The 25,482-nt window shown below is 65.5% G+C and carries 30 protein-coding genes; 17 read left to right on the plus strand and 13 right to left on the minus strand.

Annotation, left to right across the window (positions count from 1 at the left end):
- Positions 1 to 24 precede the first annotated feature (24 nt).
- Both ACM62G_RS00795 and ACM62G_RS00800 read right to left on the minus strand, forming a co-directional pair.
- The gene (locus ACM62G_RS00795) at positions 25 to 1,320 is read right to left on the minus strand and encodes an ATP-binding protein (RefSeq protein ID WP_419736496.1); all 1,296 of its coding nucleotides are present in this window, start codon (positions 1,318 to 1,320) and stop codon (positions 25 to 27) included.
- Positions 1,321 to 2,028, minus strand: a complete 708-nt coding sequence (locus ACM62G_RS00800) for a response regulator (RefSeq protein WP_054060011.1) — start codon at positions 2,026 to 2,028, stop codon at positions 1,321 to 1,323.
- Positions 2,029 to 2,393: 365 nt separating this feature from the next.
- On the opposite strand from ACM62G_RS00800, the gene ACM62G_RS00805 reads away from it, so the two are divergent.
- Positions 2,394 to 2,843 (plus strand): GNAT family N-acetyltransferase, encoded by a 450-nt coding sequence (locus tag ACM62G_RS00805; RefSeq protein ID WP_054060010.1) that lies wholly within the window; start codon positions 2,394 to 2,396, stop codon positions 2,841 to 2,843.
- A gap of 38 nt (positions 2,844 to 2,881) precedes the next feature.
- On the opposite strand, the gene ACM62G_RS00810 is transcribed toward ACM62G_RS00805, so the two are convergent.
- Positions 2,882 to 3,865 (minus strand): GlxA family transcriptional regulator, encoded by a 984-nt coding sequence (locus ACM62G_RS00810; RefSeq protein ID WP_054064215.1) that lies wholly within the window; start codon positions 3,863 to 3,865, stop codon positions 2,882 to 2,884.
- A gap of 106 nt (positions 3,866 to 3,971) precedes the next feature.
- Here ACM62G_RS00810 and inhA point away from each other — a divergent pair, with 106 nt between their 5' ends.
- From inhA to lhgO, 3 genes are all read left to right on the plus strand, one after another.
- The gene (gene inhA, locus ACM62G_RS00815; RefSeq protein WP_416772746.1) at positions 3,972 to 4,658 is read left to right on the plus strand and encodes an isonitrile hydratase; all 687 of its coding nucleotides are present in this window, start codon (positions 3,972 to 3,974) and stop codon (positions 4,656 to 4,658) included.
- 125 nt (positions 4,659 to 4,783) lie between these two features.
- Positions 4,784 to 5,494, plus strand: a complete 711-nt coding sequence (locus tag ACM62G_RS00820; RefSeq protein WP_419736497.1) for a FadR/GntR family transcriptional regulator — start codon at positions 4,784 to 4,786, stop codon at positions 5,492 to 5,494.
- Positions 5,495 to 5,826: 332 nt separating this feature from the next.
- Positions 5,827 to 7,020, plus strand: coding sequence for an L-2-hydroxyglutarate oxidase (gene lhgO / locus ACM62G_RS00825; RefSeq protein WP_054064213.1), 1,194 nt, complete (start codon positions 5,827 to 5,829; stop codon positions 7,018 to 7,020).
- 2 nt (positions 7,021 to 7,022) lie between these two features.
- Here the strand turns inward: lhgO and ACM62G_RS00830 are convergent, their stop codons facing one another.
- Genes ACM62G_RS00830 through ACM62G_RS00840 form a run of 3 tightly spaced genes read right to left on the minus strand, consistent with a single transcriptional unit; the run spans position 7,023 to position 10,004 of the window.
- Positions 7,023 to 7,337 carry a hypothetical protein gene (locus ACM62G_RS00830; RefSeq protein WP_193394233.1) on the minus strand — a complete coding sequence of 105 codons (315 nt, stop codon included), beginning with the start codon at positions 7,335 to 7,337 and terminating at the stop codon, positions 7,023 to 7,025.
- Between the two features lie 5 nt (positions 7,338 to 7,342).
- The gene (locus tag ACM62G_RS00835) at positions 7,343 to 8,695 is read right to left on the minus strand and encodes an acyclic terpene utilization AtuA family protein (RefSeq protein WP_419736498.1); all 1,353 of its coding nucleotides are present in this window, start codon (positions 8,693 to 8,695) and stop codon (positions 7,343 to 7,345) included.
- A 16-nt stretch (positions 8,696 to 8,711) separates the two neighbouring features.
- Positions 8,712 to 10,004: a CitMHS family transporter gene (locus ACM62G_RS00840; RefSeq protein WP_054061575.1), complete on the minus strand. Its 1,293-nt coding sequence runs from the start codon at positions 10,002 to 10,004 to the stop codon at positions 8,712 to 8,714.
- Between the two features lie 121 nt (positions 10,005 to 10,125).
- Here ACM62G_RS00840 and ACM62G_RS00845 point away from each other — a divergent pair, with 121 nt between their 5' ends.
- Positions 10,126 to 11,058 carry a LysR family transcriptional regulator gene (locus tag ACM62G_RS00845; protein WP_054064210.1) on the plus strand — a complete coding sequence of 311 codons (933 nt, stop codon included), beginning with the start codon at positions 10,126 to 10,128 and terminating at the stop codon, positions 11,056 to 11,058.
- Here the strand turns inward: ACM62G_RS00845 and ACM62G_RS00850 are convergent.
- The gene (locus ACM62G_RS00850; RefSeq protein ID WP_419736499.1) at positions 11,011 to 11,925 is read right to left on the minus strand and encodes a LysR substrate-binding domain-containing protein; all 915 of its coding nucleotides are present in this window, start codon (positions 11,923 to 11,925) and stop codon (positions 11,011 to 11,013) included. The two genes, ACM62G_RS00845 and ACM62G_RS00850, sit on opposite strands and share 48 nt — an antisense overlap.
- A gap of 109 nt (positions 11,926 to 12,034) precedes the next feature.
- Here ACM62G_RS00850 and ACM62G_RS00855 point away from each other — a divergent pair, with 109 nt between their 5' ends.
- The 5 genes from ACM62G_RS00855 (at position 12,035) to ACM62G_RS00875 (ending at position 15,474) form a co-directional block, all read left to right on the plus strand.
- Complete coding sequence (locus tag ACM62G_RS00855) at positions 12,035 to 13,120, plus strand: TauD/TfdA family dioxygenase (RefSeq protein WP_419736500.1); 1,086 nt, start codon at positions 12,035 to 12,037, stop codon at positions 13,118 to 13,120.
- 4 nt (positions 13,121 to 13,124) lie between these two features.
- Positions 13,125 to 13,889 carry a sulfite exporter TauE/SafE family protein gene (locus tag ACM62G_RS00860; protein ID WP_054059104.1) on the plus strand — a complete coding sequence of 255 codons (765 nt, stop codon included), beginning with the start codon at positions 13,125 to 13,127 and terminating at the stop codon, positions 13,887 to 13,889.
- A gap of 10 nt (positions 13,890 to 13,899) precedes the next feature.
- Positions 13,900 to 14,379 carry a YbaK/prolyl-tRNA synthetase associated domain-containing protein gene (locus tag ACM62G_RS00865; RefSeq protein WP_054059103.1) on the plus strand — a complete coding sequence of 160 codons (480 nt, stop codon included), beginning with the start codon at positions 13,900 to 13,902 and terminating at the stop codon, positions 14,377 to 14,379.
- 115 nt (positions 14,380 to 14,494) lie between these two features.
- Positions 14,495 to 15,073, plus strand: coding sequence for a GNAT family N-acetyltransferase (locus tag ACM62G_RS00870; protein ID WP_054059106.1), 579 nt, complete (start codon positions 14,495 to 14,497; stop codon positions 15,071 to 15,073).
- A 65-nt stretch (positions 15,074 to 15,138) separates the two neighbouring features.
- Entirely contained in the window at positions 15,139 to 15,474 is a 336-nt protein-coding gene (locus tag ACM62G_RS00875; RefSeq protein ID WP_273823339.1) for a lysozyme inhibitor LprI family protein, read from the plus strand.
- Between the two features lie 377 nt (positions 15,475 to 15,851).
- On the opposite strand, the gene ACM62G_RS00880 is transcribed toward ACM62G_RS00875, so the two are convergent.
- A complete protein-coding gene (locus tag ACM62G_RS00880) occupies positions 15,852 to 16,724 on the minus strand; it encodes an undecaprenyl-diphosphate phosphatase (RefSeq protein WP_419736501.1) in 873 nt (290 codons plus the stop codon).
- 207 nt (positions 16,725 to 16,931) lie between these two features.
- Positions 16,932 to 17,075, minus strand: coding sequence for a hypothetical protein (locus ACM62G_RS00885; protein WP_419736502.1), 144 nt, complete (start codon positions 17,073 to 17,075; stop codon positions 16,932 to 16,934).
- 282 nt (positions 17,076 to 17,357) lie between these two features.
- On the opposite strand from ACM62G_RS00885, the gene ACM62G_RS00890 reads away from it, so the two are divergent.
- From ACM62G_RS00890 to ACM62G_RS00910, 5 genes are all read left to right on the plus strand, one after another.
- On the plus strand, positions 17,358 to 17,678 hold the full coding sequence (locus tag ACM62G_RS00890) for a YXWGXW repeat-containing protein (RefSeq protein WP_419736503.1): 321 nt from the start codon (positions 17,358 to 17,360) through the stop codon (positions 17,676 to 17,678).
- 81 nt (positions 17,679 to 17,759) lie between these two features.
- Positions 17,760 to 18,341, plus strand: coding sequence for an RNA polymerase sigma factor (locus tag ACM62G_RS00895; RefSeq protein ID WP_419736504.1), 582 nt, complete (start codon positions 17,760 to 17,762; stop codon positions 18,339 to 18,341).
- Positions 18,338 to 18,775 carry a hypothetical protein gene (locus ACM62G_RS00900; protein WP_419736505.1) on the plus strand — a complete coding sequence of 146 codons (438 nt, stop codon included), beginning with the start codon at positions 18,338 to 18,340 and terminating at the stop codon, positions 18,773 to 18,775. Before ACM62G_RS00895 ends, ACM62G_RS00900 begins: the two co-directional genes overlap by 4 nt.
- The gene (locus ACM62G_RS00905; protein ID WP_054064204.1) at positions 18,772 to 19,245 is read left to right on the plus strand and encodes a periplasmic heavy metal sensor; all 474 of its coding nucleotides are present in this window, start codon (positions 18,772 to 18,774) and stop codon (positions 19,243 to 19,245) included. The genes ACM62G_RS00900 and ACM62G_RS00905 overlap by 4 nt, the downstream gene beginning before the upstream one ends.
- 90 nt (positions 19,246 to 19,335) lie before the next feature.
- On the plus strand, positions 19,336 to 19,545 hold the full coding sequence (locus ACM62G_RS00910; RefSeq protein WP_054060818.1) for a YXWGXW repeat-containing protein: 210 nt from the start codon (positions 19,336 to 19,338) through the stop codon (positions 19,543 to 19,545).
- A gap of 118 nt (positions 19,546 to 19,663) precedes the next feature.
- Here the strand turns inward: ACM62G_RS00910 and ACM62G_RS00915 are convergent, their stop codons facing one another.
- The 4 genes from ACM62G_RS00915 to ACM62G_RS00930 form a co-directional block, all read right to left on the minus strand.
- On the minus strand, positions 19,664 to 19,930 hold the full coding sequence (locus tag ACM62G_RS00915; protein ID WP_054060819.1) for a hypothetical protein: 267 nt from the start codon (positions 19,928 to 19,930) through the stop codon (positions 19,664 to 19,666).
- A 129-nt stretch (positions 19,931 to 20,059) separates the two neighbouring features.
- Positions 20,060 to 21,400: an ArnT family glycosyltransferase gene (locus tag ACM62G_RS00920; protein WP_419736506.1), complete on the minus strand. Its 1,341-nt coding sequence runs from the start codon at positions 21,398 to 21,400 to the stop codon at positions 20,060 to 20,062.
- Positions 21,401 to 21,527: 127 nt separating this feature from the next.
- On the minus strand, positions 21,528 to 22,760 hold the full coding sequence (locus ACM62G_RS00925) for a diaminopropionate ammonia-lyase (RefSeq protein WP_419736507.1): 1,233 nt from the start codon (positions 22,758 to 22,760) through the stop codon (positions 21,528 to 21,530).
- Between the two features lie 79 nt (positions 22,761 to 22,839).
- Positions 22,840 to 24,090: a Zn-dependent hydrolase gene (locus ACM62G_RS00930; protein WP_419736508.1), complete on the minus strand. Its 1,251-nt coding sequence runs from the start codon at positions 24,088 to 24,090 to the stop codon at positions 22,840 to 22,842.
- Positions 24,091 to 24,257: 167 nt separating this feature from the next.
- On the opposite strand from ACM62G_RS00930, the gene ACM62G_RS00935 reads away from it, so the two are divergent.
- Both ACM62G_RS00935 and ACM62G_RS00940 read left to right on the plus strand, forming a co-directional pair.
- The gene (locus tag ACM62G_RS00935; RefSeq protein WP_419736509.1) at positions 24,258 to 24,725 is read left to right on the plus strand and encodes an Lrp/AsnC family transcriptional regulator; all 468 of its coding nucleotides are present in this window, start codon (positions 24,258 to 24,260) and stop codon (positions 24,723 to 24,725) included.
- A gap of 93 nt (positions 24,726 to 24,818) precedes the next feature.
- On the plus strand, positions 24,819 to 25,385 hold the full coding sequence (locus ACM62G_RS00940) for an antibiotic biosynthesis monooxygenase (protein WP_054060824.1): 567 nt from the start codon (positions 24,819 to 24,821) through the stop codon (positions 25,383 to 25,385).
- Positions 25,386 to 25,482: the final 97 nt, after the last annotated feature.

Genomic DNA, 25,482 nt, shown 5'->3' on the forward strand with positions numbered 1-25,482 from the left:
CGATCGCCCCCAGGTCTGGCGGTGCTATGAAGCGGCCTCGGCATGGGCCCAGGTCATGCGGAACGACGCCCCTCCCCACTGCGAATCGCGGACCTCGACCTGCCCGCCATGCCATTGGGAAACCCGCCGCACCAGCGCCAGCCCCAGGCCGAAGCCGCCGGTGCGACGGTCGCGGCTGGCATCCAGGCGCAGGAACGGTTCGAAGATCTTCAGGCGCCCCTCCGGCGGCACCCCGGGACCGTCGTCACAGACCACCACCTGGTAATCGTCGCCCTGGCGCGTCAGCGACACCTGCACCCGCCCCTGCGCATAACGGATCGCATTGCGCAGCAGGTTGATCACCGCCCGGGCCATGAAGCGCGGCTCGATGCAAACGGTTTCGACTTCGCAGGCCGCAATCATCAACTGCACACCCGCGGCCTCCGCCTCCAGAGCCACGCTGCCCACCACGCTGTCGAGCCAGCTCTGGGCCTGGATGATCTGCCGCCGGCTCTCCCCCGCGCCGTGTTCCAGGCTGGCGTAAGTCAGCAGTTCCGAGACCATGTCTTCCAGCTCGCCAAGGTCGGCATACATGTCGCCGATCAGTTCGCCGCTGAACTGCGGATCGACATGCTGGCGCAACTGGTCCAGCTCGAACGACAATCGCGCGATCGGCGTGCGCAACTCATGGGACACCGCATTGGTCAACTCGCGCTGATTGGCGATCAAGCCCTCGATACGCGCCGCCATCTGGTTGAAGTGCTCGGCCAACTCGTAGATGTTCGACCGTCGCGGCAGATGCAGCCGGGCGCCCAGATCGTTGTTGCCGAAGCGCTGCGCGGCCAGGCGCAGCCGCTCCAGGTCACGCCAGTGCGGCCGGACCCAGAAGAACAGCGTGATCCCCACCATCAGCCCGAGCAGGATGTAGGCCGCGATGGTGTACGGCACCGTCAGGCTGGGCTCGGGCGGCAGCTTGATCATCAACAGTTGCGAACCGTCGTCGATCCGCGAGATGAACTCGGTGAACTCGTCGCGCACCACCAGCTGGTTGGACGCCAGCAACGCCTGCTCCCGCGGGCTGAGATCGAGCGTATCGGTGTCCACCAGGCTCAGGGTCAAACCATAGTGCGGCTTCCACTCCAGCAGTTGCCGCTCCCGGCCTGCCCGATCCAACGGGCGCAGGTCCTTGACCAGTGCATAGGCCTGGCCACGCACCGACTCGCGGTTGAGCGCTTCGGTCGGGCCGTCGAGCAACTCGGTGAACATGTAGTCGACCGCGTAGATGGCCGCGCCGAAGCCCAGGGCCAACAGGAAGTAAAGACGCAGGAACAGGCGCAGCATCTACAGCTCCCAGCCAAACGGATTGAACAGGTAGCCCTTGCCCCAGATGGTCTTGATGCACACCGGTTCGCGGGGGTTGTCATGCAACTTGCTGCGCAGCTTGCTGACATAAACGTCGACGCTGCGGTTCAGGCCGTCGAAGGCGATCCCGCGCAGGCGGTTGAGGATGTCATCACGCGACAGCGTCTCGCCGGCGGCATTGGCCAGCAGCCAGAGCAGTTCGAACTCCATGGTGGTCAGTTCGATCACCTCGTCGGCCAGGCGCACCTCACGACAACTGCGGTCGATGCTCAGGCGGCCGAACTCCAGCGTACCGCGCGCCAGCGGGTCCGGCACCTGGCGCCGCAGCAGCGCACGCAGCCGGGCCAGCAGCACCGGCGGCTTGATCGGCTTGACCACATAGTCGTCGGCCCCCGACTCCAGGCCGAGGATGTGATCGAGGTCATCCTCCCGGGCCGTCAGGATCACGATCGGCGTATCGGCGATCGCGCGGATATCGCGACAGACCTGCAGGCCGCTCTGCCCCGGCAACATCAGGTCGAGCACGACGATCCGCGGCCGCCATTCCTGGAAAGCCGCCAACGCCACATCGCCGCGATGCACCGTGCGCACCTCGAAACCATGCTGTGACAAAAATTGCGCGACCAACGCGGCCAGCTTGAGGTCGTCTTCAACAAGCAAGACTTTGCTCAATGTCGAACTTTCCATAAGTGACAATCTGTAGATATATAAAGTGCGCGCATTATAAGCGCGCCATTGTGAATAAATTCCAGTTCCGCAACAAATAAATCGCTCAGCCAAAGTACCGCTATACAAACTTTTACAATCTGCAAACTTTTTAACAATTAGTCGGCTGATTCAATTAACGCCCCTCTCTGCAAAGCCTCGGCGAGACTTGCATCGGTGAGAAAAAATTGTTCAAATCCGCCCTCCTTCAATCCGGCAAGCCCTGTTGTCGTGTCGCCCAGGCGTTGATTCGCGCGGCGTCCGGCCCGGTGGCGCCAACTCGACCCGTCGTCGCCGGCTCTTGCGCACGCGCCGACTCCCCGTCTCCCGACCCCGATTGAATGACCATGACTATTCGACAAAGAGTCCCTCGCGACAACCTTGCCCTGAGCGAACTGTGGTTACGCTCGGTGCGCGCCACCCACACTTTCCTCGAAGAAGCCGATATACAGGCCCTGTATCCACAAGTACGCGATCTTTACTTGCCGGCGGTGCAAGTCTGGGTCGAAGAAAACCCCGACCGCAGCCCGGCCGGATTTATCGGCATCGACGGTGACAAGGTCGAAATGCTGTTCATCGAACCGGACCAGCGTGGCCAGGGTATCGGCACCCGGCTGCTCGATTTCGTGCGCCAGCGTGGCGGCCCGTTGAGCGTCGACGTCAACGAGCAGAACCCCGCGGCCCATGGTTTCTATCGGCACTATGGCTTTCGCGATATCGGCCGCTCGCAGACCGATGGCCAGGGGCGCCCCTTCCCCCTGATCCACATGGCCCTCGAGCCGCAATCGAAGCCCTGAAGCCCCTGACCGTTCTCCCGCTGCGCGGGGGGCGGTCATCAGGCCGGTTGCGCACGCACCGAAAAGCGCTCGCGATAGGCCTGCGGCGTGACCCCCACGGCCCGCAGGAAACTGCGGCGCAGGGTCTCCTCGCTGCCGAATCCGCAACGGGCGGCAATCCGCTTGATCGGCGTGGCGGTATCGCTGAGCAGCCGGCGGGCACTTTCCACCCGGATATTCTCCACCGCCCGGGCCGGCGTCTGGCCGGTTTCCTGGCGATAATGACGGACGAAACTGCGCTCGCTCATCCCGGCCTGCTGGGCCAGGATCGGGATCGACAGGTCCAGTGCCAGGTGCTCGGCGATCCACGCATGCAGGTCGCCAAAGCGGCTGGTGCTCTTTTGCAGCGACAGCGTGGCGCTGAACTGTGATTGCCCGCCCGGACGCTTGAGAAACACCACCAGGTGCCGGGCGACCTCCAGGGCCATCGGCCGGCCAAGGTCCTGCTCCACCAGTGCCAGGGACAGATCGATGCCGGCGGTCACCCCCGCCGAGGTCCAGACCGGCCCGTCATTGATGAAAATCGGATTGGGCTCGACCTGCAACTGCGGATAACGCTCGGCCAGTTGCTCGCAGCGGGTCCAGTGGGTCGCCACCCGCCGGCCATCCAGCCAGCCGCTGGCCGCCAGCAGAAACGCCCCGGTGCACACCGACGCGACCCGCCGCGCACACGCCGCCTGCTGGCGCACCCACGCCACCAGTTCCACGTCCTCGGCCGCCGCATAGGTGCCCCAGCCACCGGCAATGATCAGGCTGTCACAGGGGGTTCCCGCTGCGGGCAGCGGCTCGGCGAGCATGGCCAGGCCGGCCGAACTCATCACCGGCCCGCCCTCGGCGGCGATCACCCGGGGCGCATAGGGAGGCGGCAGGCCCTGGGAACGGGCCAGATCGTTGGCCGAGGCGAATACCTGCAGCGGCCCGGTGACATCGAGCAACTGCACGTTGGGAAAAGCCAGTATGTCGATACTGCGGGGCGTATTCATGGCGATTGGCGTAAAACGTGGGTGGTATGGCGTATTCGCCAGATCCTACGAAACTACAGTGAAGCCGTCTACAGACACCGCCCCGTCTTCTCAAAGGAGCTTCGCCATGACCCTGCACATCGGTTTCCTGCTGTTCCCCAACGTCCAGCAACTGGACCTGACCGGCCCCTATGATGTTCTCGCGTCGTTGCCAGGGGCCAGGCTGCACCTGATCTGGAAGGACCTGGAACCGGTGAAGTCGAGCACCGGCCTGGTGTTGACCCCGACCACCCGCTTCGACGATTGCCCGCCACTGGATGTGATCTGCGTGCCCGGTGGCGCGGGGGTTGGAGCATTGATGGAAGATCTCGAAACCCTGGGCTTCCTCGGGGAACAGGCGGCGCAGGCACGCTATGTCACCTCGGTCTGCACCGGCTCGCTGGTGCTGGGCGCCGCCGGTCTGCTGCGTGGCCGCAAGGCCACCACCCACTGGGCCTATCACGACCTGTTGGCCACCCTCGGGGCGATCCCCGTGCAGGACCGCGTGGTGCGCGACGGCAACCTGCTGACCGGCGGCGGCATCACCGCCGGGATCGACTTTGCCCTGACCCTGGCCAGCGAGCTGTTCGGCGCCGACGAGGCCCAACTGATCCAGTTGCAGCTTGAGTACGCCCCCGCGCCACCGTTCAACGCCGGCAGCCCGGACACCGCGCCCCAGGCCATACTCGACGTGGCCCGCGAGCGGGTGGTGGAATCGCGTCGCCTGCGCAGTGAAATCACCGCCCGCGCCGCCAAACGCCTGGGCCTGAACTGATCCTGTACTCCCATGGGAGCCGGCTTGCTGGCTCCTACCAGAGGGCTGCGCAACCGGGGCCCGCGTGTTGACAGGAAAAATGCCAAGGCGCATTGTCTGACAACCTGACTTTTGAGCCCGCACCGATGTTAGAACTCCAACGCCCCGATTCCCTGGTCGAACGGGTCGTCGCCGCCATTCGCAACGAAATCGACACCGGTCGCCTGGCGGCCGAGGCGCGCCTGCCCACCGAGCAGCAACTGGCCGACCAACTCAATGTCAGCCGTTCCGTGGTCCGCGAAGCCATTGCCCAGCTCAAGGCCGACGGCGTGCTGGTCGCCCGTCGCGGGCTCGGTTCCTATATTTCCAGCACACCGGCCGGCACGGTCTTCCGCTTCCCCAGGAGCGAAGGTCGCCACACCGACCTGGCGCAGATGTTCGAGATGCGCCTGTGGATCGAAACCCAGGCCGCCTCCATCGCCGCCCAGCGCCGCGACGCCGCCGACCTGCAGCGCATGCAGGAGGCCCTGCGGGAGATGCACGAAAAGCGCAGCGACTTCACGGCCGCCGCCAATGCCGACGTGGCCTTTCACCGGGCCATTGCCCAGGCCAGCAAGAATGACTACTTCGTCGCCTTTCACGATTTCCTGCGTGGCCAGTTGGCCGAGGCCCGCCGTACCGCCTGGGAGAACTCGGCGGTGCATTCGGTGGGTGGCCCGGCGGATGCCGGCCGCGAGCACCAGGCGCTGTTCCAGGCTATCGCCGATGGCGACCGTCAGGCCGCCGCGGCGTGTGCCGAAGCGCACCTGCGCGCGGCAGCCCGACGCCTGCAACTGGAGCTGCCGGCCATGAGTTGACCCGCAGCCAGCGTCCGAACCGTGTTTGCGCAAGGCTTGAGGGCCTTTCGCAGGCAAGCCGAGGGCCTACCGGGGCGTGTCGGGCGCAGTGGTGAGTGAGCACGAAGGGAAGGTTGCCCATGACATTCTTCAGGCACCTTAGGCTATGTACGAAATCGCTTGAAACTTGGTTATGCGGCGTTAAAAACCGGCTCGGAATGCTCATTTACTCCAGTAAACTCCGCTTCCTCGCCGGTTTTTGCCTTGCCTAACCTGCGTTTCAAACAATTTCGTACACAGCCTAGTCTGACAACCTGATAACAAGACACCGCAAAGACAGGGATAATCGAACCATGCTCTACGACTTCTGCATCATCGGCGGCGGTATCGTCGGTCTGGCCACCGCCATGGAACTGCTCAAGCGCCAACCCGGCGCCAGCCTGGTGATCCTGGAAAAGGAGGCCAGCCTCGCCCGCCACCAGACCGGGCACAACAGCGGCGTCATCCATGCCGGGATCTACTACGCGCCGGGCAGCCTCAAGGCCGACCTGTGCAAGCGCGGTGCCCAGGCCACCAAGGACTTCTGTCGCGAGCACGGCATTGCCTACGAGGTCTGCGGCAAGATGCTGGTGGCTTCCACCCCGCTGGAGATGCAGCGGATGAACGCACTGTACGAACGCTCGCAGCTTAATGGCCTGAAGGTCGAGCGCCTGGACGCCGAGGAACTGCGGCGCCGCGAGCCGAACATCGTCGGTCTCGGTGCGCTGTTTCTCGATGCGACGGGGATCGTCGATTACCGCCAGGTCTGCGAAGCGATGGCCCGGGTGATCACCGGCAGCGGCGGCGAAATCCGCCTGCAGCAGACCGTCACCGCGATCCGGGAAAACACCGACAGCGTCACCGTCAGCACCGAAGACGGTGTCTGGCAGGCACGCCGGCTGGTGGCCTGCGCCGGCTTGCAGTCCGACCGCCTGGCCACCCTGGCCGGGGTGCCCATCGACCACCAGATCATCCCGTTTCGCGGCGAGTACTTCCGTCTGCCGGCGTCGAAGAACGACATCGTCAACCACCTGATCTACCCGATCCCCGACCCCGAGCTGCCATTCCTCGGCGTGCACCTGACCCGCATGATCGACGGCAGCGTCACCGTCGGCCCGAACGCGGTGCTGGGGCTGGGCCGGGAGAACTACCGCAAGTTCTCGGTCAACTGGCGGGATGTCGCGCAGTACGCCCGCTTCCCCGGCTTCTGGAAAACCATTCGGCAGAACCTGCGCTCCGGCACCCAGGAGTTGAAGAACTCGCTGAGCAGGCGCGGCTATCTGGAACTGTGCCGCAAGTACTGCCCGTCGCTGGTGGTCGAGGACCTGCTGCCCTACGAGGCCGGCATCCGCGCCCAGGCGGTCATGCGCGACGGCAGCCTGGTGCATGACTTCCTGTTCGCCGAAACCGCGCGCATGGTCCACGTCTGCAACGCGCCCTCGCCCGCCGCGACCTCGGCGATGCCGATCGGCGAGATGATCGCCGAGCGGATTCTCGGGCCGCGTTGACCCTACTCGTCCAGCGGCATGTCCAGCAGTGCCGAACCCAGGCTCTTGCCATGGGCATCCAGCGCCAGGGAGCGGGTCACGCCACCGCGCAGGATGCCCGGCAGCACGAAGTTCAGCGCCTGCACACCGGGCAGTTCGTAGCGCCGCACCGGCGCGGCGGCCGGGTCACGCAGCTCGGCGAACCAGGCCGCGACCCGCTCCGCGGTCAGCCACGCGCACAGCCGCGGATAGTCTTCGGCGCGATAGGCGATCACCGAGATGTTCGAGGTGTCGCCCTTGTCGCCAGTACGCGAATGGGCCAGGGACCGCAGCTTCAAGGTACTCATTGCAGATCCTCCAGATGAACCCGGGCAACCAGGCTTTCGCGCGGCAGCAGCAACGACGCCACCGCCACCACCTGCCGTACGCCCTTGCTGGCACCACCGCCGCCGGAGGGGCCATTGGTGTACAGGGTTTCCACTTCATTGCCGACGCGCACCGCATCGGCCCGCCGGGCGCAACGGGCGGCCACCCGCAGGCGGACTTCCCAGGGCTCGGCCGCCGCGCGCTCGCCCAGGCGCTCGCCATGCAGCGAATCGACACCCATCAGTTCGGCCCGCACCTCCTCCATTTCAACGCCGATGATCCGCAGGCGCTCCAGCACCACCTCCCGCGCCAGCCGGGCACGGGCCAGTGCCCCGGGGCCGCCGTAGGACATCTGCCCCTCGCCGATCCAGCCGTCCAGGTAACCGACCGAGACCTTCAGCGACTGCGGCCGCGGCAGCCCGCTGGCGCCCTGTACCTGCACCCGGTCCGGGCCCTGCCCGGCAAAGCTCACCCGGGAAAAATCGGCGGTGACATCCGGGGTCAGGTAGGCCGCCGGGTCATGCACCTCGTAGATCAGCTGTTCGGCGCAGGTGGCACGATCCACCCGCCCGCCGCTGCCGGCGACCTTGGTGATGATCGCCCCGCCCTGCTCGTCGACCTCGGCCAACGGGAAGCCCAGGTAGGCCAGGCCCGGTACGTCCTTGATGCCTGGGTCGGCGAAGTAGCCGCCGGTGATCTGCCCGGCGCATTCGAGCAGGTGGCCGATCAGCGTGCCGCGCCCCAGGCGCGGCCAATCGTCCGCCGCCCAGCCGAACTCGAACAGTTGCGGGGCAAGGAACAGCGACGGGTCGGCGACCCGGCCGGTGATCACCACATCGGCATCCGCCGCCAGGGCCTGGACGATGCCCTCGGCGCCCAGGTAGGCATTGGCCGAAATCAGCCGCTCACCCAGTTGCGCCAGCCGCAGGCCATTGTCCAACTGCCGCTCGGGCTCGGCCTGCAGGGCCGCCAGCACGTCATCGCCGGTCACCGCCGCCACCTTCAGCGCCGGCAGGCCCAGCTCGACGGCGATCCGCCGCACCTCCCGGGCCGCGGCCAGCGGGTTGGCCGCGCCCATGTTGGTGATGATCCGCAGCCGCCGCGCATTGCCGGCCACATAGGGCAGCACCCGCTGCATGCGCTCGCGCAGCAACGGATCGTAGCCCGCCGCAGGGTCGCTCAGGCGGGCCTGCTGGGCCAGCGCGATGGTGCGCTCGGCCAGGCATTCGAACACCAGATAATCCAGCTCGCCCTTGGCCGCCAGTTCCACGGCCGGCTCGATACGGTCGCCGGAGTAACCGGCACCGGAGCCGATACGCAAGGTTTTCATCGCAAAGCCCTTCATTTCAAAAGACGCCCAGAAGCAACGCCGTCAGGGTCATCAGCACCGAGGCGGCAAACAGGAATGGAATGGTGAAACGCTGGTGGTCGGCCAGTTCGATCTTGCACAGGCCCACCAGCAGGAAGGTCGCCGGGGTCAGCGGGCTGACCGGAAACCCGGTGGTGTGCACCCCGAGCAGCGAGGCCTGGGCCACCTGCAGCGGTTCGACCCCCAGGGCCTTGCCGACCTCGGCGATCACCGGCATCACGCCGAAGTAGAACGAGTCCGGGTCGAACAGCAGGCTCAGCGGCATCGACAGCAGCCCGACCACCGTCGGGATCAGCTTGCCGTGCCCGGCGGGAATCTGCGCCACCGCCACTTCGGCCATGGCCTTGAGCATGCCGGTGCCCTGCATGATGCCGGTGAACACCCCGGCCGCCAGGAGAATGCTGGCCATGGTCAGCGCGGTCCTGGCGTGGGCATCGATGCGCTCGCGCTGGGCGTCGACGTTCGGGTAGTTCAGGCACAGGGCAACCACGGTGCCGAGCATGAACATCACCACCGGGTCGACCCAGCCGGCGATCATCACCACCATCACCAGCACGGTCAGCAGCAGGTTGGCCCAGAACAGCCGCGGACGCCGCAGACGCTCCTCTTCGGCGCTGATCACCCGGGTTGGCACGCTGTCCACCGCCGCCCCGCCCCCCAGACCGAGGCGACGCTCTTCACGCCGGCCCAGCCACCAGGCGCTGGCGAACACAAACAGCAGGCCGACGATCTGCACCGGGATCAGCGGCTGGAACAACTGCGCCACCGGCACGTGCAAGGCCGCCGAAGAGCGCAGCACCGGCCCGGTCCACGGCAGGAAGTTGACCCCGGCGGCCATCGCCGCGACGCAGGCCAGGATGCGCCGGTCGATGCCCAGGCGGGTATACAGCGGCAGCATCGCCGGCACCGTGACCAGAAATGTCACCGCCCCCGAACCGTCCAGGTGCACCAGCAGCGCCAGCAGGGCGGTGCCGACGACGATCCGGCTCGGCCGGGTACCGACGGTACGCAGAATGCGATCGATGATCGGGTCGAGCATGCCGGCATCGGTCATCACGCCGAAGAACAGGATGGCGAAGACGAACATGCCGACCACCGGGGCGACGTTCTTGATACCGGTAATAATGAAGCCACTGGTCTGCAGACCGAAGCCGCCGAGCAAGGCGGCAATGATCGGCAGGGCGATCAGGGCAACCAGGGGAGAGAGGCGCTTGCTCATGACAGCCGCAAGCAGACAGAGAATGGTGATGACACCCAGCGTGGCAAGCATGGGAAGACTCCAGTGAGCCGCTTCTTCAGGGAGCGGGCGGTTATTGTTTTCCCCGGAGTATTGAAAGGCGGTTAAGCTTTGTAAATTGGAATGTTCGCCGCCTTGTATTCGGAAAAACAGAATGAAGAATTCCATCCAGCATATTCGCGCCTTCCTCACCGTCGTGCGCGCCGGCAGCTTCACCCGGGCGGCGGATGAACTGCACCTGTCGCCGTCGGCGCTGACCGTGCAAGTGCAGCAGTTGGAAGACTGGCTCGGCGTCGCGCTGCTCGAGCGCAGCCCGCGTCAGGTCAGCCTGACCAGCGCCGGCCAGCAGGCCCGCGGGCCGATGGAGAAGCTGTTGCTGGACCTGGACAACATCGTCAACGGCTCCCGCGGCCTGGCCAGCCTGCAGCGCGGCGTGGTGACCATCGCCGCCCTGCCGTCGATCTGCTCCGGCGCCCTGCCGCCGGTGCTGCGAGCCTTTCGCGAAGCCTATCCGGGCGTCGAAGTGCGCCTGCGCGACGTGGTCGCCCAGCGCATCGATGCCCTGGTGCGCGACAACGAGGTCGATTTCGGCCTCGGCGTGCGGGCGCGGCTCAGTCATGGCCTGGACTTCGAGGTGGTGATGGTCGACCGGCTCTGCCTGTTCGTGCCCGAGCAGCATCCGCTGGCGCGCAGGAAACGGGTACGGCTGGCAGACCTCAGCGGCCAGCCGATGATCCTCACCGGGCGCGACAGCAGCGTGCGCGAGCGGGTCGAGCAATTGTTCGACGAGCAGCGCCTGACCCTGGTCCCGGGGCTGGAGGCCAACTACATGTCCACGGTGCTGGCATTGGTGCGCCAGGGGCTGGGCATGACCCTGTTGCCGGAGTCGGCGGACGACCGCCTCAGCGGCCTGATCCGCCTGCCGGTGGAACACGCCGGCGTCAGCCGCGAGATCGGCCTGATCACCCGCGCCGGGCAGACCCTGGGGCCGGCGGCGGCCCGCTTCAGCGCGCTGGTGCGCGAACGCTTCGCCCTCGGCTCAGAGCCGAGTGACGTTGTCGCCGAAGGTCCGGATCAGTTCCAGTAGCATCTTCACCCGCAGCGGCAGGTTGCCGGCCGGGTACACCGCATGCATCTGCGGGTTCTCGCCGCCGCTGGAGGTCAGTCGATACTCGGGAAACACCCGCACCAGCCGCCCCTGCTCGACCTCCGGCTCCGCCAGCCAGTCGGCCAGGCGGGCAATCCCCACCCCGGCCAACGCGGCCTGAAACACCGCGGCGCCCGAACTGAAGCGAAATTTCGGATGCACTCGGTAGCTGATGGCCTGCTGCTCATTGCGAAAATTCCACTCCTTAAGAATCCGCGGGGCGGTGTGCAGAATCAGCGAATGACGGTCCAATGCCTCGATCGAGTCGGGCGTGCCGCACCGCTCCAGGTAGGCGAGGCTGGCATACAGGTAGCGGGCATAGCTCCATAGCGGAAAACCGATCAGGTCGCTGGATTGCGGAAAGGCACCGCGGATCGAGAAGTCCAGCTTGCTCCTGGCCGGGTCGATGGTTTCGTCGGTGAAGATCACGTCGATGTTCACCTGCGGATAACGCTCGCAGTACTGGGCGATCAGCCTGGGCATGACCCCGTGACCGAGAAACTCCGGCGCCGAAAAGCGGATCCAGCCGTTGGCCAGGCCGCTGATACCGGCCAGGTCTTCGTCGGCCTCACGTTGCAGATCCAGCATTTTGTAGGCGTGGGGCAACAGCCGCTCGCCGGCCTCGGTCAGGCTCACCGCATTGGCCGAACGATTGAACAGCTTGACCCCGGCGCTCTCTTCGAGGGCCTGAACGGCACGGGTCACAGAGCTTGGCGAACGCCCCAGAGTCCGCGCCGCGGCGATGAAGCTGCGCTTGCGCGCCACCGTCGCGAAGGCTTCGAGTTCACCCAACAGATCCAGTGCCATCACTCACCTCGTTGCACTTTTCGCAACGTGGTATTGCAACACAAAAAGGTCCCTTCCGTTAGCCTTCGCGCTTAACCCACAGGGACGTAGGAATAGAGGAGCAAAGGACGTGTCAAAACTGGATGAGGCTGTCAGGCATTCGGCTAGCCGAATCAGCGAGCAAAGCCCGCACTGGCTGGTTCGAAATGCCCCGGCGCCCACTCTGCAGGCCCTGCCCGAAATCCATCTATCATTCACCGAGCAACGACAATTGCAGGCAGCGCTCACGCCCCTGGCCATCCGCGACAGCGCCTCGGGCATCGACCGGATGCCGGTGCTGCAACGTCTGCTGGAAAACGTCCTGAGTACCGAAAAACACCAGGTGCTGCGCGACTTCCCCCAGTCGGATGCGGTGGCGCTGATCGTCCGCGGCCTGCCGGTCGACCCGCAGTTGCCGGCCACACCCTACGACGACGAACCCGGCATCGAAGAGCTGCCGGTGCTGGCCGGTGCGATCCTGTCCGTGCTGGCGGCGTTGGGCACCCGCCCCGTGGGCTATGCCGGGGAGAGCGACAACACGGTGTTCCGCCACGTCTCGCCCAAGCAGGAGTGCGAGACCGAAGCCAGCTCCTTCGGCTCGCGCCTGGGCCTGGGCATGCACGTCGACAACCCGCACCTGCCGCTGACCTGCGAACCGGTCGACGGCCTCTCGGCCTGCCCCGAGTACCTGACCCTGACCGGCCTGCGTTGCGAACTGGACGTGCCCACGCGCATCGTCGCCATCCGCGACGTGCTGGACATCCTGCCGGACTTCGTCGAACAGGAACTGCAGCGGCCGAACTTCAGCGTTCGCCGGCCGGACTCGTTCGGCCAGGAGGGCAACGTGCTGGAAAACGTTCCGCTGCTCTACCAGCCGCCAGCCGGCGGCCTGCATTGCCGCTACAACAAGGCGGCGGTCAGCGCGACCACCGCCAACGCCGACTTTGCCATGCAACTGTTCTCGGCCACCGCCAACCACCCCGATGTCATCCGGCACATCCTGCTGCAGCCCGGCGACATGCTGATTTTCAAGAACCAGCAGACCCTGCACGCCCGGGATGGTTTCACCCCGCGCTACGACGGCCGCGACCGCTGGATGATCCGGGTGTTCGGGGTCGACGATCCGGCGCGCGTGGTACCGCTGGACCCGAACCAACCCTTTATCGTCAGAGCCTGATTTCATGTTTGATATCGTCATCCTTTGCTGCTTCGCCTTCGCCGCCGGCCTCATCGACGCGGCGGTCGGCGGCGGCGGACTGATCCAGATCCCCGCGCTGTTCAACGTGCTGCCCTCCGCCCCACCAGCCGCCCTGCTGGGCACCAACAAGGTCGCGGCCGCCTGCGGCACGACCTTCGCGGCGCGCTCGTTCGTGCGCAAGGTGGTGATCGACTGGAGCCTGGTGATCCCGGCGGCCGGGGCGGCATTCGTCATGTCGTTCTTCGGCGCGGCCACCGTCTCGGCGGTGCCGCAGTCGGTGGTACGCCCGGCGGTGCTGGTGATGATCGTGGTGATGGCGCTCTACACCTTCTGGAAAAAGGACTTCGGCGCCCTGCACAAGCCGATGCGGATCGGCACCCGGGAAAAACTGCTGGCGGTGCTGATCGGCGGCGCCATCGGTTTCTACGACGGCCTGTTCGGCCCCGGTACCGGCAGCTTCCTGATCTTCCTCTTCATCCGCTGCTTCGCCTTCGACTTCCTGCACGCCTCGGCCTCGGCCAAACTGGTGAACATCGCCACCAACGTCGCCGCGCTGGTGTTCTTCATCCCCACCGGCAACGTCCTGTACCTGGTGGCGCTGCCGATGGCGCTGTTCAACATCCTCGGCGCCCTGACCGGCACCTGGCTCGCGGTGCGCCGGGGCGTGCCGTTCGTGCGCGCGCTGTTCCTGGTCTTGCTGGTGATTCTGATCAGCAAGCTTTCGTACGACCTGATCAAGCCCTTCTGAGGAAAAGCCCATGCCTGCCGTTTTCGATCGACTGGTCAGCCTGCTGGACAGCCACGGCGCCCGCTACCGCGTCATGCAGCACGATGCCGAAGGGCAGTCGATGCGGGTCTCGCAAATCCGTGGCACCGAACCGGGCCAGGGGGCCAAGGCCATGCTCTGCGCCCTCAAGGGCCAGGGCGAACGCTATGCCCTGGCGATCCTGCCGGGCGACCACCGGCTCGACATGAAAAAGCTCGGTGCCGCCCTGGGGGGCAAGAAGGCCGAACTGGTGAAGGCCGAGACCGCCATGGCCCTGACCGGCTGCCGGATCGGCGCGATTCCGCCGTTCGTGTTCGACGAGCGGATCGAACTGATCGTCGACCCGAGCCTGACCCGGCGCTACGCCGAGATCGCTTTCAATGCCGGGCGCCTGGACACCTCGATGATTCTCGCCAGCGATGACTACCTGGCGATCACCCGGCCGCAACTGGTCGATATCAGCCAGGCCTAGGGCCGGGCGATTGGTACGGGTGTTTTCCCTGCAAATGGCCCTTGCCAAGGCGTGGCGGGCTGACTGTAATGCGCAGGGAACCACCGCCTGAGCCCTCGCCGTGAAAAACCTCCTGCTGACCCGTAGCCTGGAAGGCCAGCGCCTGCTACTGCGCCCGCTGCAAGCCGATGACGCCGACGCCCTGGTACGGGCCGCGCAAGACGGCGAATTGTGGAACCTGCCCTTCACCGTGGTGCCGTCGCAGGCCACCGTCGCGGCTTACATCGGCACGGCCCTCGCCGGCCGCGAAGCCGGCACGGTGATGCCCTTCGCCATCGTGCTCAAGGACACCGGTGAAGTCATCGGCTCCACCCGGTTCTGGAAGATCGACCGCCACTACCGCAAGCTGGAAATCGGCAGCACCTGGATCTCGACGCGCTGGCAGAAGAGCTTCGTCAACACCGAGGCCAAGTACCTGATGCTGCGCCATGCCTTCGAGGACCTGGCGTGCGTGCGGGTGCAGTTCACCACCGACGAAATCAACGCCCGCTCGCGCGCGGCGATCCTGCGCCTGGGCGCCCAGCAGGAAGGCATCGTGCGCAACGAGCGGATCATGCCGGACGGGCGCAAGCGCAACTCCGTGCGTTTCAGCATCATCGACGAGGAATGGCCGCAGGTGCGCGATCGGTTGCAGGCACGCCTGCTGCGCGACTAAGGGAGCAAATCACCTCCGGCCCGGTCTGATGAACACCGAGGCACACCCGAACAGCAGGCACCCGCATGAAGAAATCTTTAGGGGCATTGGCCGCCCTCCCCCTGTTTATCGCCACGGCCCAGGCCGCCAGCTTCGACTGCGGGCGGGCCAAGCAACCCACTGAAATCGCCATCTGCAGCGACCGCCAACTGAACGACCTCGACGTCGAGATGGCCACCACCTACCGCCTGCTGCGTGGCCTGTTCGCCATGGGAAACCGTGGCGCGATGCAGGATGAACAGGTGGCCTGGCTGCAGGAACGCAACGCCTGCGGCAGCGACAGCGCGTGTCTCCAGCGTCAGTACGATAAGCGCCTGACGCAGTTGAAAGCGCGTTATGACCGCATCGAAAAACCGCTCTGAAGCCTTGCCGGACGTGGCTTTGAGGTAAAACATCTTTCACTGTGCCAGATAGCCTGCCTGTTTATAGTGAACCCGCTCCTTTGATGAACCTCCCATTGAGCCCGCCCGCATGCGGGCTTTTTTTTCAGCGGTGCTGCCACTTCCGGCAACGTACCGCCAAGGCGAAACCAATCCGCCAGCGCAACGCTCAAACGCTCAACTCCCAGCCAGAGAGCGCCCCCTTGAAAGCACCCCGCGACGCCCTGTCCTGGTCATGGACCCGCGTGGTGCAACGGGTGGACAGTCACGCACAGGGGTATCTGGAGCATTGCCGGCGCTATGCGCTGGGAACGGGCCAATGACCCGGCGTCGCCTCAGGGCGGCGCCGGGGCATTGAATCAGGAGAGGAAACCCTGCTGGACGGCGACGATCAGGAAGATCCCGAGGGCCGCGCGGTAGATCACGAACGGCCAGGTGGAGAAACGCTCGAGGAAACGCATCAGGCCCCAGATCGCCACGAAGGCCGAGACGCTGGCGACCACGATGCCGAACAGCAGGTGGCCCCAGGCCTCGGCCGGAATCTGCGCGTGGTGCAGCACCCACAGCTCCTTCAAGCCGGCCAGGGCGATTGCCGGCAAGCCGAGCAGGAACGAGAAGCGCGCCGCCTCTTCGCGCTTGAAGTTGAGAAACAGCGCCGCCGTCAGGGTCGAGCCGGAGCGCGAAACGCCCGGGATCAGCGCGCCGATCTGGGCGATGCCGACGATCAGCGCATCACGCAGGCGCATTTCACCGACCACCCGCTGGTGCCGACAGGTGAACTCCGACACCGCCAGCAGCAGTGCCATCACCAGGCAGGACACGCCGATCACGGTCAGACCACGCAGGGGCGAATCGCAGGCGTTGAGCGTGGAAGACAGGGCCAGGCCGGCGATACCGATCGGAAGGGTCGCCAGGATGATCGCCACCGCCAGCTTGAACCACTGGCTGTCGAAGTCGCCCTGGCGAACCGCCGTGACACTGCCGCCCACCACGTCGCGCACATCGCGCCAGAAATAGCTGACCACCGCCGCCAGCGCCGCCAGTTGCATGGCCGCCGAGAACGCCGAGCCCGGGTCCTGCCAGCCGAGCACCGCCGGAACGACACGCATGTGGGCAGTGGAGGAAATCGGCAGCAGTTCGGTGATGCCCTGGATGATGCCGAGAATGCCGATCTGTAGGTAGTTCAGGGAAGCGAAGCCGATATCGAGGCCGGCGGAGCAGACGTTAGACAAGATGAGTTCCTGAAAAGGGCGAGGGGTTCACGGTCTTCGCACAGGCGCTCAGCAGAGCCTTGAAGCGCAGACACAGTGCGGCGAATGATGGGCCGGTTCTCGCCGAATTTCCAGTTAAAACAAAAGCAAAAAGGCAAGCAGTAAACTAATTCTATTTATGTCAAAGCCAACCCCAGGCGCTCCGCACCCTGGGGCCGGGACGTCCGGTCAGACCGCCGCCTCCTGCGTCGAATGGGCGACAGCGCCGTAGTAGCGCCAGCAGCAATGGTCCCGGTGCCCCGGCAGAATCACACAGCCGCTGAGGCTCAGCAGCAGGACCGCGGCAACGAGCAGCGAGAAACGACGAGACATGGTGGTATTCCTCAGGGTGCGGTGGATAGAGCCGCTGCACGGACGACGCCACAGCGCCTGTCGATGGTCAACGGTTACCGGTTGAACGCGGGCACCTGGAGAAATCCGTCGCACCCCTCGTACGATTTCATCAACGCCGTGGCCACCCTGGGTAATACTTCTTCCCGACACGGCGGAAAAGCCCGCGAAAAATTTTCGGTTTTGCCGCGACGGATTTTTTCGGCGTCCTGCGTTCAACCCATCAGCAGCGTTCACTTTCGTCCGCCGCATGAAGGAGTTGTCATGAGACCTGCACGACCTCTGGCCACATTTCGCCTTGCCCTGCTCATTCCCCTGGCATTCGCGGCCCTGACCAGCACCCCGACCTTCGCCCAGCCCGAGATCATTATTCGCGAGGCACCGCCGCCCATGCGCGTGGAAGCCATTCCTGTCGAACGCCCCGGCTACGCCTGGGATCGCGGGCACTGGCGCTGGGAAGGCCGCGGCTACGTCTGGGAGCCGGGCCACTGGCAGCGCATGCGCTACAACGCCCGCTGGGAACCGGGCCACTGGGCGCCGCGCGGGCCGAACTGGGTGTGGGTCGAAGGCCACTGGATCCGCTGAATGCAAGCCCCCGGCGGCGCGCACCGCAGCCGGGCCATCCGATCAATCCGAAGCTGAGCCACCGGACCGGGATTTGCCATATTGAAAGAAACTGATCCGGACGTTGAATTGCTGGCCCGCATCGGCAACAACGAACCGGCGGCCGTCAACGAGATGGTGTCGCGCAAGCTGCCCCGTCTGCTGGCGCTCGCCGCGCGGATCCTCGGCGATGCCGAAGAGGCGCGGGATGTGGCCCAGGAGAGCTTCCTGCGCATCTGGAGGCAGGCGGCGAACTGGCGCAGCGGCGAGGCGCGCTTCGACACCTGGCTGCACCGGGTCGCGCTGAACCTCTGTCACGACCGCCTGCGTCGGCGCCGGGAACGCCCTCTGGCCGACAATGAGGAGCCGATCGAGGTGCCCGACAGCACGCCGGCGCCCGACGAACAACTGGAAGCGGCCGCCCGCAGCGAACAGATGGCCGCGGCGTTGGCGGCGTTGCCCGAACGGCAGCGCGAAGCCATTGTGCTGCAGTATTACCAGGAGCTGTCGAACATCGAAGCCGCGGCCCTGATGAACATCAGCGTCGAGGCACTGGAGAGCCTGCTGTCGCGGGCCCGGCGCAACCTGCGCGGCCACCTTGCCGAGACGCTCGGCGATGCCGGACTGGGGAGGGAAAGACGATGACGCCCGAACGATTCGCCCAACTGGCCGAGGCCTACGGCGCAGACCTGCGGCGCTGGCCGGCTACCGAGCGGGCCGGCGCCGAGGTATTGCTCGAACAGCGCGACAGCAGCGCCCTCGCCGCCCTCGATCAGGCGCGCCTGCTCGACAACCTGCTGGACAGCCACCAACTGCCGGCACCGGACCCGGCCCTGATCCGCCGGATCCGTCTCTTGGCCGGCCAGAACCGCGCGCCCTCCTTCTGGCAGCGCTATGCCGGCTGGCTGTCTCCGGCCGGCGTCGTCGGCGTCGGCGTGGCCGGGATCGCCGCCGGCATCCTGGTGGCCTCCCTGAGCCTGCCGCTGCCCCTGCATTCCGCCGAAGTGCTGCCCAGTGTCTTCGACCACGGCGATGCCGACATCGTCTTTACCGTCAACGCCGAGGAAACCGAGCAATGACCCCACCCAAGTACCTGAAGCCGCTGCTGGCCGTGTCATTGCTGCTCAATGTGTTCCTGATCGGCGGCGTCGGCGGCGGCCTGTATCACTGGCTGGTCAACGCCCGGCCGGCCGAGGTCGCGGTCAACCAGCATGGCTTGCGTCAGGCGCTGATGCAGTTGCCCGAGCCGCGGCGCAAGCAACTGCGCCAACTGCTCAGGCAGAACCAGGCGAACAGCCAGCCGCTGGTCCTGGCCGGGCGTGAAGCGCGCCAGGACGTGATCCGCCAGCTGGAAGCCCCGACCCTGGACCGCAACGCGCTGCTGGCCGACCTGGCCCGGGCCCGGGAAGCGGACAACTCGCTGCGGGTGCTGATCGACAACACCCTGGCGGACTTCGCCGACAGCCTGCCGCTGGATGAACGCCAGGAACTGGGCAAGGCCTTGTACCAGCACGGGCAGGCCAAGGCGAAAATCGCCCGAAAGGAGTGATGACCGCGACGGATTGCGCAGGCCCATGCGTTTAACCGACAGAAGCCCGCCAACCGGGCGTCGGCCCTATCGTCACCCAGGAATCACGCCATGTCCCGAATACTCAAGAGCACCCTCGCCGCCGCCCTAGTGGCGGCCACCCTGTCCGGTTGCGTCGTCGAGCCGGTTCATCCACGCCGCCCGCCACCGATCGTCGAGGTCGTCCCGGTGGCCCCGGCGCCGGGCTACCACTGGGTTGCCGGGCACTACCGCTGGGGTCGCGGCCAGTGGGTCTGGGTGCCGGGGTATTGGCGGTACTGACAAGAGCTGGTGATCTAAAAACGAACAGCAAGACCTGACGACCAATGAGCGCAAGGCACTGCGAGCAATCATCGAACAGGGGAGAACGCCAGCCGGCACCGGGCCGCGTGGCTGCCGGCTAGAGGTCGTCCTGGCCCCCATCCCTGTGACCCGCTTCCAGGGCGGCGACCTCCTCCACCCGGTCCATCTCGCTGCGCACCACATCGCACAGGTCCTCGCAACAACGGAAGTAGGCACGCTCGGCAATCTTGACCGCCTTGAAGCCCTCCTCCAGCGCTTGCGGTTGCGTCTTGCTCAGGGAGGCCACCGTCAACCGCCAGGCTGCGCGGGCACTGTCCCTGGCCGCCAGATAGGGCTTCAAGCGTTCCGAGTCGATCATCGTCATGGGTGGCTCCTGCCGGGGGCGCTCAACTGTTGTCTGTCTGCAATCAATGTAGTGCGGATCAGGATTATTGCCTCCCTATTTGCGCCCCACCGCCGTCACCGCCAGGCGATCGACCGCACTGCCAATGTCTTACCAGAACCAGTACGGCAGAAACTTCGGCGTCGGCTCGTTCGCCAACTCCAGGTGATAGGTGATGGAGTTGAAGAAGAAGGCATCCAGCGCCAGGAACGTGGCGACACCGAACGACAGGATGATCAGTTCACGATGCCGATGTTCGGCGCAGTGTTTGCCAAGCAGATGACGGGCGACCAGCAGCACGGCCAGACTGCCGAGCACGGCGGGATAGTTGGGCAGGAGTGGATGCACCGCGAAGAAGTTATAGGCAAAGACAAACGCAACCAGTCCCAGGCCAATCCACGGCAGCCTCAGGCAAAAACGCAGCAAGCCGTTCTTCGCCCCCTCGAACAGACCGCTCCTGTCGACGAAGATATACGCCGCCAACAGGGAAATCGCTGGCGTGATCGACAGGATATAGCGGGCCTTCTTCGCGTTCGGGATGGTGAAAAACAGGATCAGCGCCATGAACCACGCCGCCAGGTAAAACAGCAAGGCGGTATCGCTCTTGCCAGGCGCGCGAAAGAACGTCTTGTACTTGCGCGCGACGACATACAGCGTGAAAAACACCGTCACGCCATAAGTCACCAGGCCGCTGCTGAAGTAGAAGTAATAGCGCGGCGCATGGCCGCCGGCGAGGCGATCCAGCCCCTGCATCATCAGCACGTCGTGCAGGAAATCCATTCCCCCCTGCACATAGGCGGCCCACGACAGCAAGGCGACTGCGGCGACCAAAATCAGCCCGGACAGCAGCGAAAACAGCCCCAGCGCACGCCACTGCCGGCTCAGCAGGTAGTAGCAGCCGACCACGATCGACGGCCCGATCAGGCCGATAGGCCCGCGAAACGCAAAGCCCAGCGCCAGCCCGAGAAACACCAGGGGCAGCCGTGAAGGGTCCTGTTTCACATCACCGCGATACACCAGGTAAAAGCAGATCAGCGTAAACAACGCCGGATAGACATCCAGTGCCAGCGAGTTGACGCTGTCGAGGAACGACCAGGTGAATAATGAAAAAAGTGCCCCGTACAGTCCCCACTTGCGGTCGTGCAATGCACCCAACTTGTAGATGAACACCAGTATCAGGGCGGCCGTGATGCAATAAGGCAGGCCCATCGACAACACCGAGACCCGACCGAAAGGCAGGGACACCAGATACATCAGCAGCGTATTGGCAATCGTGTAGTCGGGATAAGGCTTCAAGTCGTCGGCAATGGGAAACAGCGTCACGCCGTGATACAGCATGTATTCGGCGAAATCGACGAAGCGGGTGGTGTAATTGAGAATGGCGGGCTTGTACTGCAGGCCCATGAACACCATCAGCGAGAGCAGGAAAATACTCAGACAGGGCTTCTTCATGACCCGTCCGGTCAAGGCGTCCATAGCGTCAGGGCTTCCAGAAAAAGGCGGATGTTACAGCGGCCCTGGATGGAACACCATGAACATCCGCAGCGCCGGGCGCTGTCGCCATCATTCGACAGCCTGCTCAAGTGGCGGCGCCTGGGCAATGCGGCGTCCAGGCGTGCTGGCGCTCCAGCACGGCGTCGGCGGTTTCACCCAGCAACTCGGCGTACACCCCGGGAGCGGTGGCGCCTTCGGTGTTGATGATCAGCACCCGTGAGTTCGCATCGAGACCGACCGCCGCCGCACCACCCTCCTTGACCAGGCGTACGAGCCCGGCCAACCCGGCGACACCGGACTCGCCCGCTACCAGCGGGATGTCGCCGACACTGCCAGCCGCCAGCCGCCCCATGGCCGCCACCGCTTCGTCGTCCTCGATGGTCATGAAGAAATCGACACAAGGCTCAAGGAACCGCCAGGCCAGCGGCGAGGTTTCCCCGCAGGCCAGGCCCGCCATCACCGAGTCCACCGAGCCGGTGGCTTTCGCCGGCTTGCCCTGCAACGCGCTCTGGTACAGGCAGTCGGCCTGCTCCGGCTCGACCATGACAAAGCTCGGGCGCTGCGCGCCATACTGCTGCCACAGGTAGCTGGCGATGCCGGCGGCCAGGCCACCGACACCGCCCTGCAGGAACACATGGGTAAACGCCGGAACCTGCGCATCGGCGGTGGCCTCGACGATTTCCGCAGCGATGGTGCCGTAGCCCTGCATCACATCGCGGGGGATCACTTCATAACCTTCGTAGGAGGTATCGGAGACCACGGTCCAGCCATGGGCTCGCGCCAGTGCCGCAGCCTCCTGCACCGACTCGTCGTAGTTGCCGGCGATGCGCACGATGGTCGCGCCATAGGCGGCAATCGCCTGTTCGCGCTCGATGCTGACATGGGCATGCAGGACGATCACACAGCGGCAACCGATACTCTGCGCCGCAGCCGCCAGGCCCTTGCCATGGTTGCCGTCGGTGGCGCTGATCACGGTGAAGTCCGCCAGTGCCTCGGCGTACCGGCCGTCGAGCAGTTTGTGCGGTTCCAGGCGCCGTTCGGGAAAGGTGCCCAGGATCAGCCGCAGCAAGGCGACCGGCGCCCCCAGCGCCTTGAAGCTGCCCAGCGGCGACCGCACCGACTCGTCCTTGACCGACAGGTGCGCAATGCCCAGTTCCCGGGCCAGGTCGGGCAGCGAATACAACGGCGTGGCGCCGGCATTCAGGCGCTTCCAGGGCGCCAGCCACTGGCGACTCTCCCGGGCCTTGGCGATGCTCATGAGCGACTGGAGCGAATCGGGGTACGGCTGGCGGGTGGCCTTGGGGTTGGCGATCAACATCAGGAGCTCCTGTTGAGAGACAAAGGGGGACCGATACCGCTGGACGCGATGTTCAGCGGCTCGGCGTGACCGGGTGAAATCAGGCAGCGCCAAGGCGGCGACGGACGACGTCGAGCAGCACCTGGGCGCCCTGGATCAGTTGTTCGTCGTCGGTGTGCTCGCGCGGGTTGTGGCTGATGCCGCCACGGCTGGGGACGAAGATCATCGCCGCCGGCGCGATGCGCGCGATCATCTGCGCATCGTGGCCGGCACCGGAAGTCATGCGCCGATGGCTGAAGCCGAAGCGTTTGGCGCTGGCCTCGATCTCGTCGGCCAGCTCGGCGTTGAAGACCACCGGCTCGAACCGCACCAGGCGCTCGGTGGTGATGCTGACCCCTTCGCGTTCGGCAATCTGTTCGAGGCAGCGGCTCAGGCGCTGTTCGGCACGGACCAGGCGGGCTTCGTCGGGGTCGCGCAGGTCGACGGTGAAGGTCGCCCGGCGCGGGATGACGTTGATCACATCGGGCTCGAATTTCATGCAGCCGACCGTGGCCAGGGTCGAGCCGGCCTCCACGGCGATGTTGCGCAGCTCGGCGACGATAGAGCAGGCGACGAACCCGGCATCATGGCGCAGACGGGTTGGCGTGGTGCCGGCATGGTTGGCGTTGCCCCGGACCTCGACCTGCTGCCAGGAAATGCCCTGCAGGTTCTCGACCACGCCGATCAGGGTGTTCTCGGCTTCGAGGATCGGCCCCTGCTCGATGTGCAACTCGAGGTATTCATGGGGCACGATGGCACCCGGCTCCAGCGAACCGGCATAACCGATGCGCTGCAACTCGTCGCCCAGGCGCGTGCCGTCGGTGCCGATGCTGTCCAGTGCTTCCTCCACCGACAGGCCGCCGGCATGCACCAGCGAGCCCAGCATGTCCGGCTGGTAGCGCACGCCCTCTTCATTGGTGAAGGCGCCGACGCTGATCGAGCGCTGCGGCAGCAGGCCGGCCTCGCGAAAGGCGCGGATCACCGCCAGGCCGGCCAGCACGCCATAGCAGCCATCCAGGGCACCGGCGTTGGTCACGGTGTCGATATGCGAGCCCATCATCAGCGGGCGCTGATCGCCGCTGTCCTGGGCCGAACGCAGGGTGCCGAAGATATTGCCGATGCGATCGACCTGAACCTCCAGGTCGAGCTCACGCATCCAGCCGACCAACAGATCGCGGCCGGCCTTTTCCGCGTCGGTCAGGGCGATCCGGGTGCGCCCGCCCTGCTCGGCATCGACGCCGACCTGGCCCAGTTCCCGGATCTGCCGCAGCAGCCGCCGGCCATCGAGTTGCAGGGTTGTACTCGCCTTCATCCACCATATCCTCCGGGGCCGCGCGCGTCGGTGCGCCGCCCCCTGTTATCGATCATGGGAGAATCTTATTCGTTGCCGGCGTACGAAAAGCTTGATTTTCAGGTGATGAATGCAATTTTATTGCGCCACCACGGCACCACTCGCCGTTTGCCTACGGAGCGCTCCCCATGGACCTCGATCACTTCGACCTGGCCCTGCTCGATGCGGTGCAACGCGATGCCGACACCTCGCAACTGGACCTCGGCGCCCAGGTCAACCTGTCCAGCGCCGCCGTCAACCGGCGCCTGAAGAAACTCTGCGCACAGGGGGTGATCCAGGGCACGGTGGCCCAGGTCGATGCACGGGCGCTGGGTTACCCACTCACGGTCATTACCGAGGTGGAGGTGGAGAACGAGCGTCTGGACCTGCTCGACGACATGAAGAAGACCTTCCTCGCCTGCCCGCAGGTGCAGCAGTGCTACTACGTCGCCGGCGAGTGCGACTTCGTGCTGATCATGCTGGTGCGGGACATGGAGCAGTACACCCAACTGACCCGGCAGCTGTTCTTCGAGAGCAACAACGTCAAGCGCTTCAAGACGCTGGTGGCGATGAGCAACGTCAAGACCGGGCTGTTCGTGCCGACGCTGAGCGAGTGACCGCCGGATCGGGGAAAACAGCACAGGAGTCCAATCACGGATAGTTCTCACTCTCTATCCTGCGCTCATGTTTTCCCTGTGCGAGATTGCCTGATGCCGACCCAGACCGCCCCCCATGACATCGTGACACTCGTGGTCCGGCACCGCGTGCGTGCGCAGTACCTCACCGAGTACGAGGCCTGGCTCAAGACCTCGGTCCGCGCGGCCATGTCCCAGGACGGCCACCTGGGCGTCAACGTCATCCGCCCCGGCGAAGCCGACAACACCTTCACCACCATCGTCCGCTTCATCGACGCCGCACGCCTGCAGGCCTGGATCAACTCGCAACTGCGCGAGCAACTGATCCGCGAAGTCGCGCCGCTGCTGGAAGAGGAAGACCGCCCGGAAATCGAGACCCAGGCCGAGTTCTGGTTCACCCCCAACCACGCCGATTCCAAACAGCCGCCCAAGTGGAAACAGGCGCTGCTCAGCTACGGGGTGATCGCGCCGCTGTCCATGCTCATTCCGCAGCTGTGGGGCCCGGTGTTCCAGGCCAATCCCGTGCTGGGCGGGATCGTGCCCAGCAACCTGATCATCACCGCCTGCATCGTCGGCCTGGTCACCTACCTGATCATGCCCAAGGTGACCCGCTGGCTGGCGCCGTGGCTGGCCGCCAAATAAGCGATCCCCCTCGACGGACGGAGCGCTGCGCGCTCCGTCCCCGTCCCGAACTACCGCAACCCGATAGCCCTGACTCTCAAGCCATCCGAAACGTCGT

The organism is Pseudomonas sp. COR18 (assembly GCF_048568395.1).
Taxonomy (GTDB): Bacteria; Pseudomonadota; Gammaproteobacteria; order Pseudomonadales; family Pseudomonadaceae; genus Aquipseudomonas; species Aquipseudomonas fuscovaginae_B.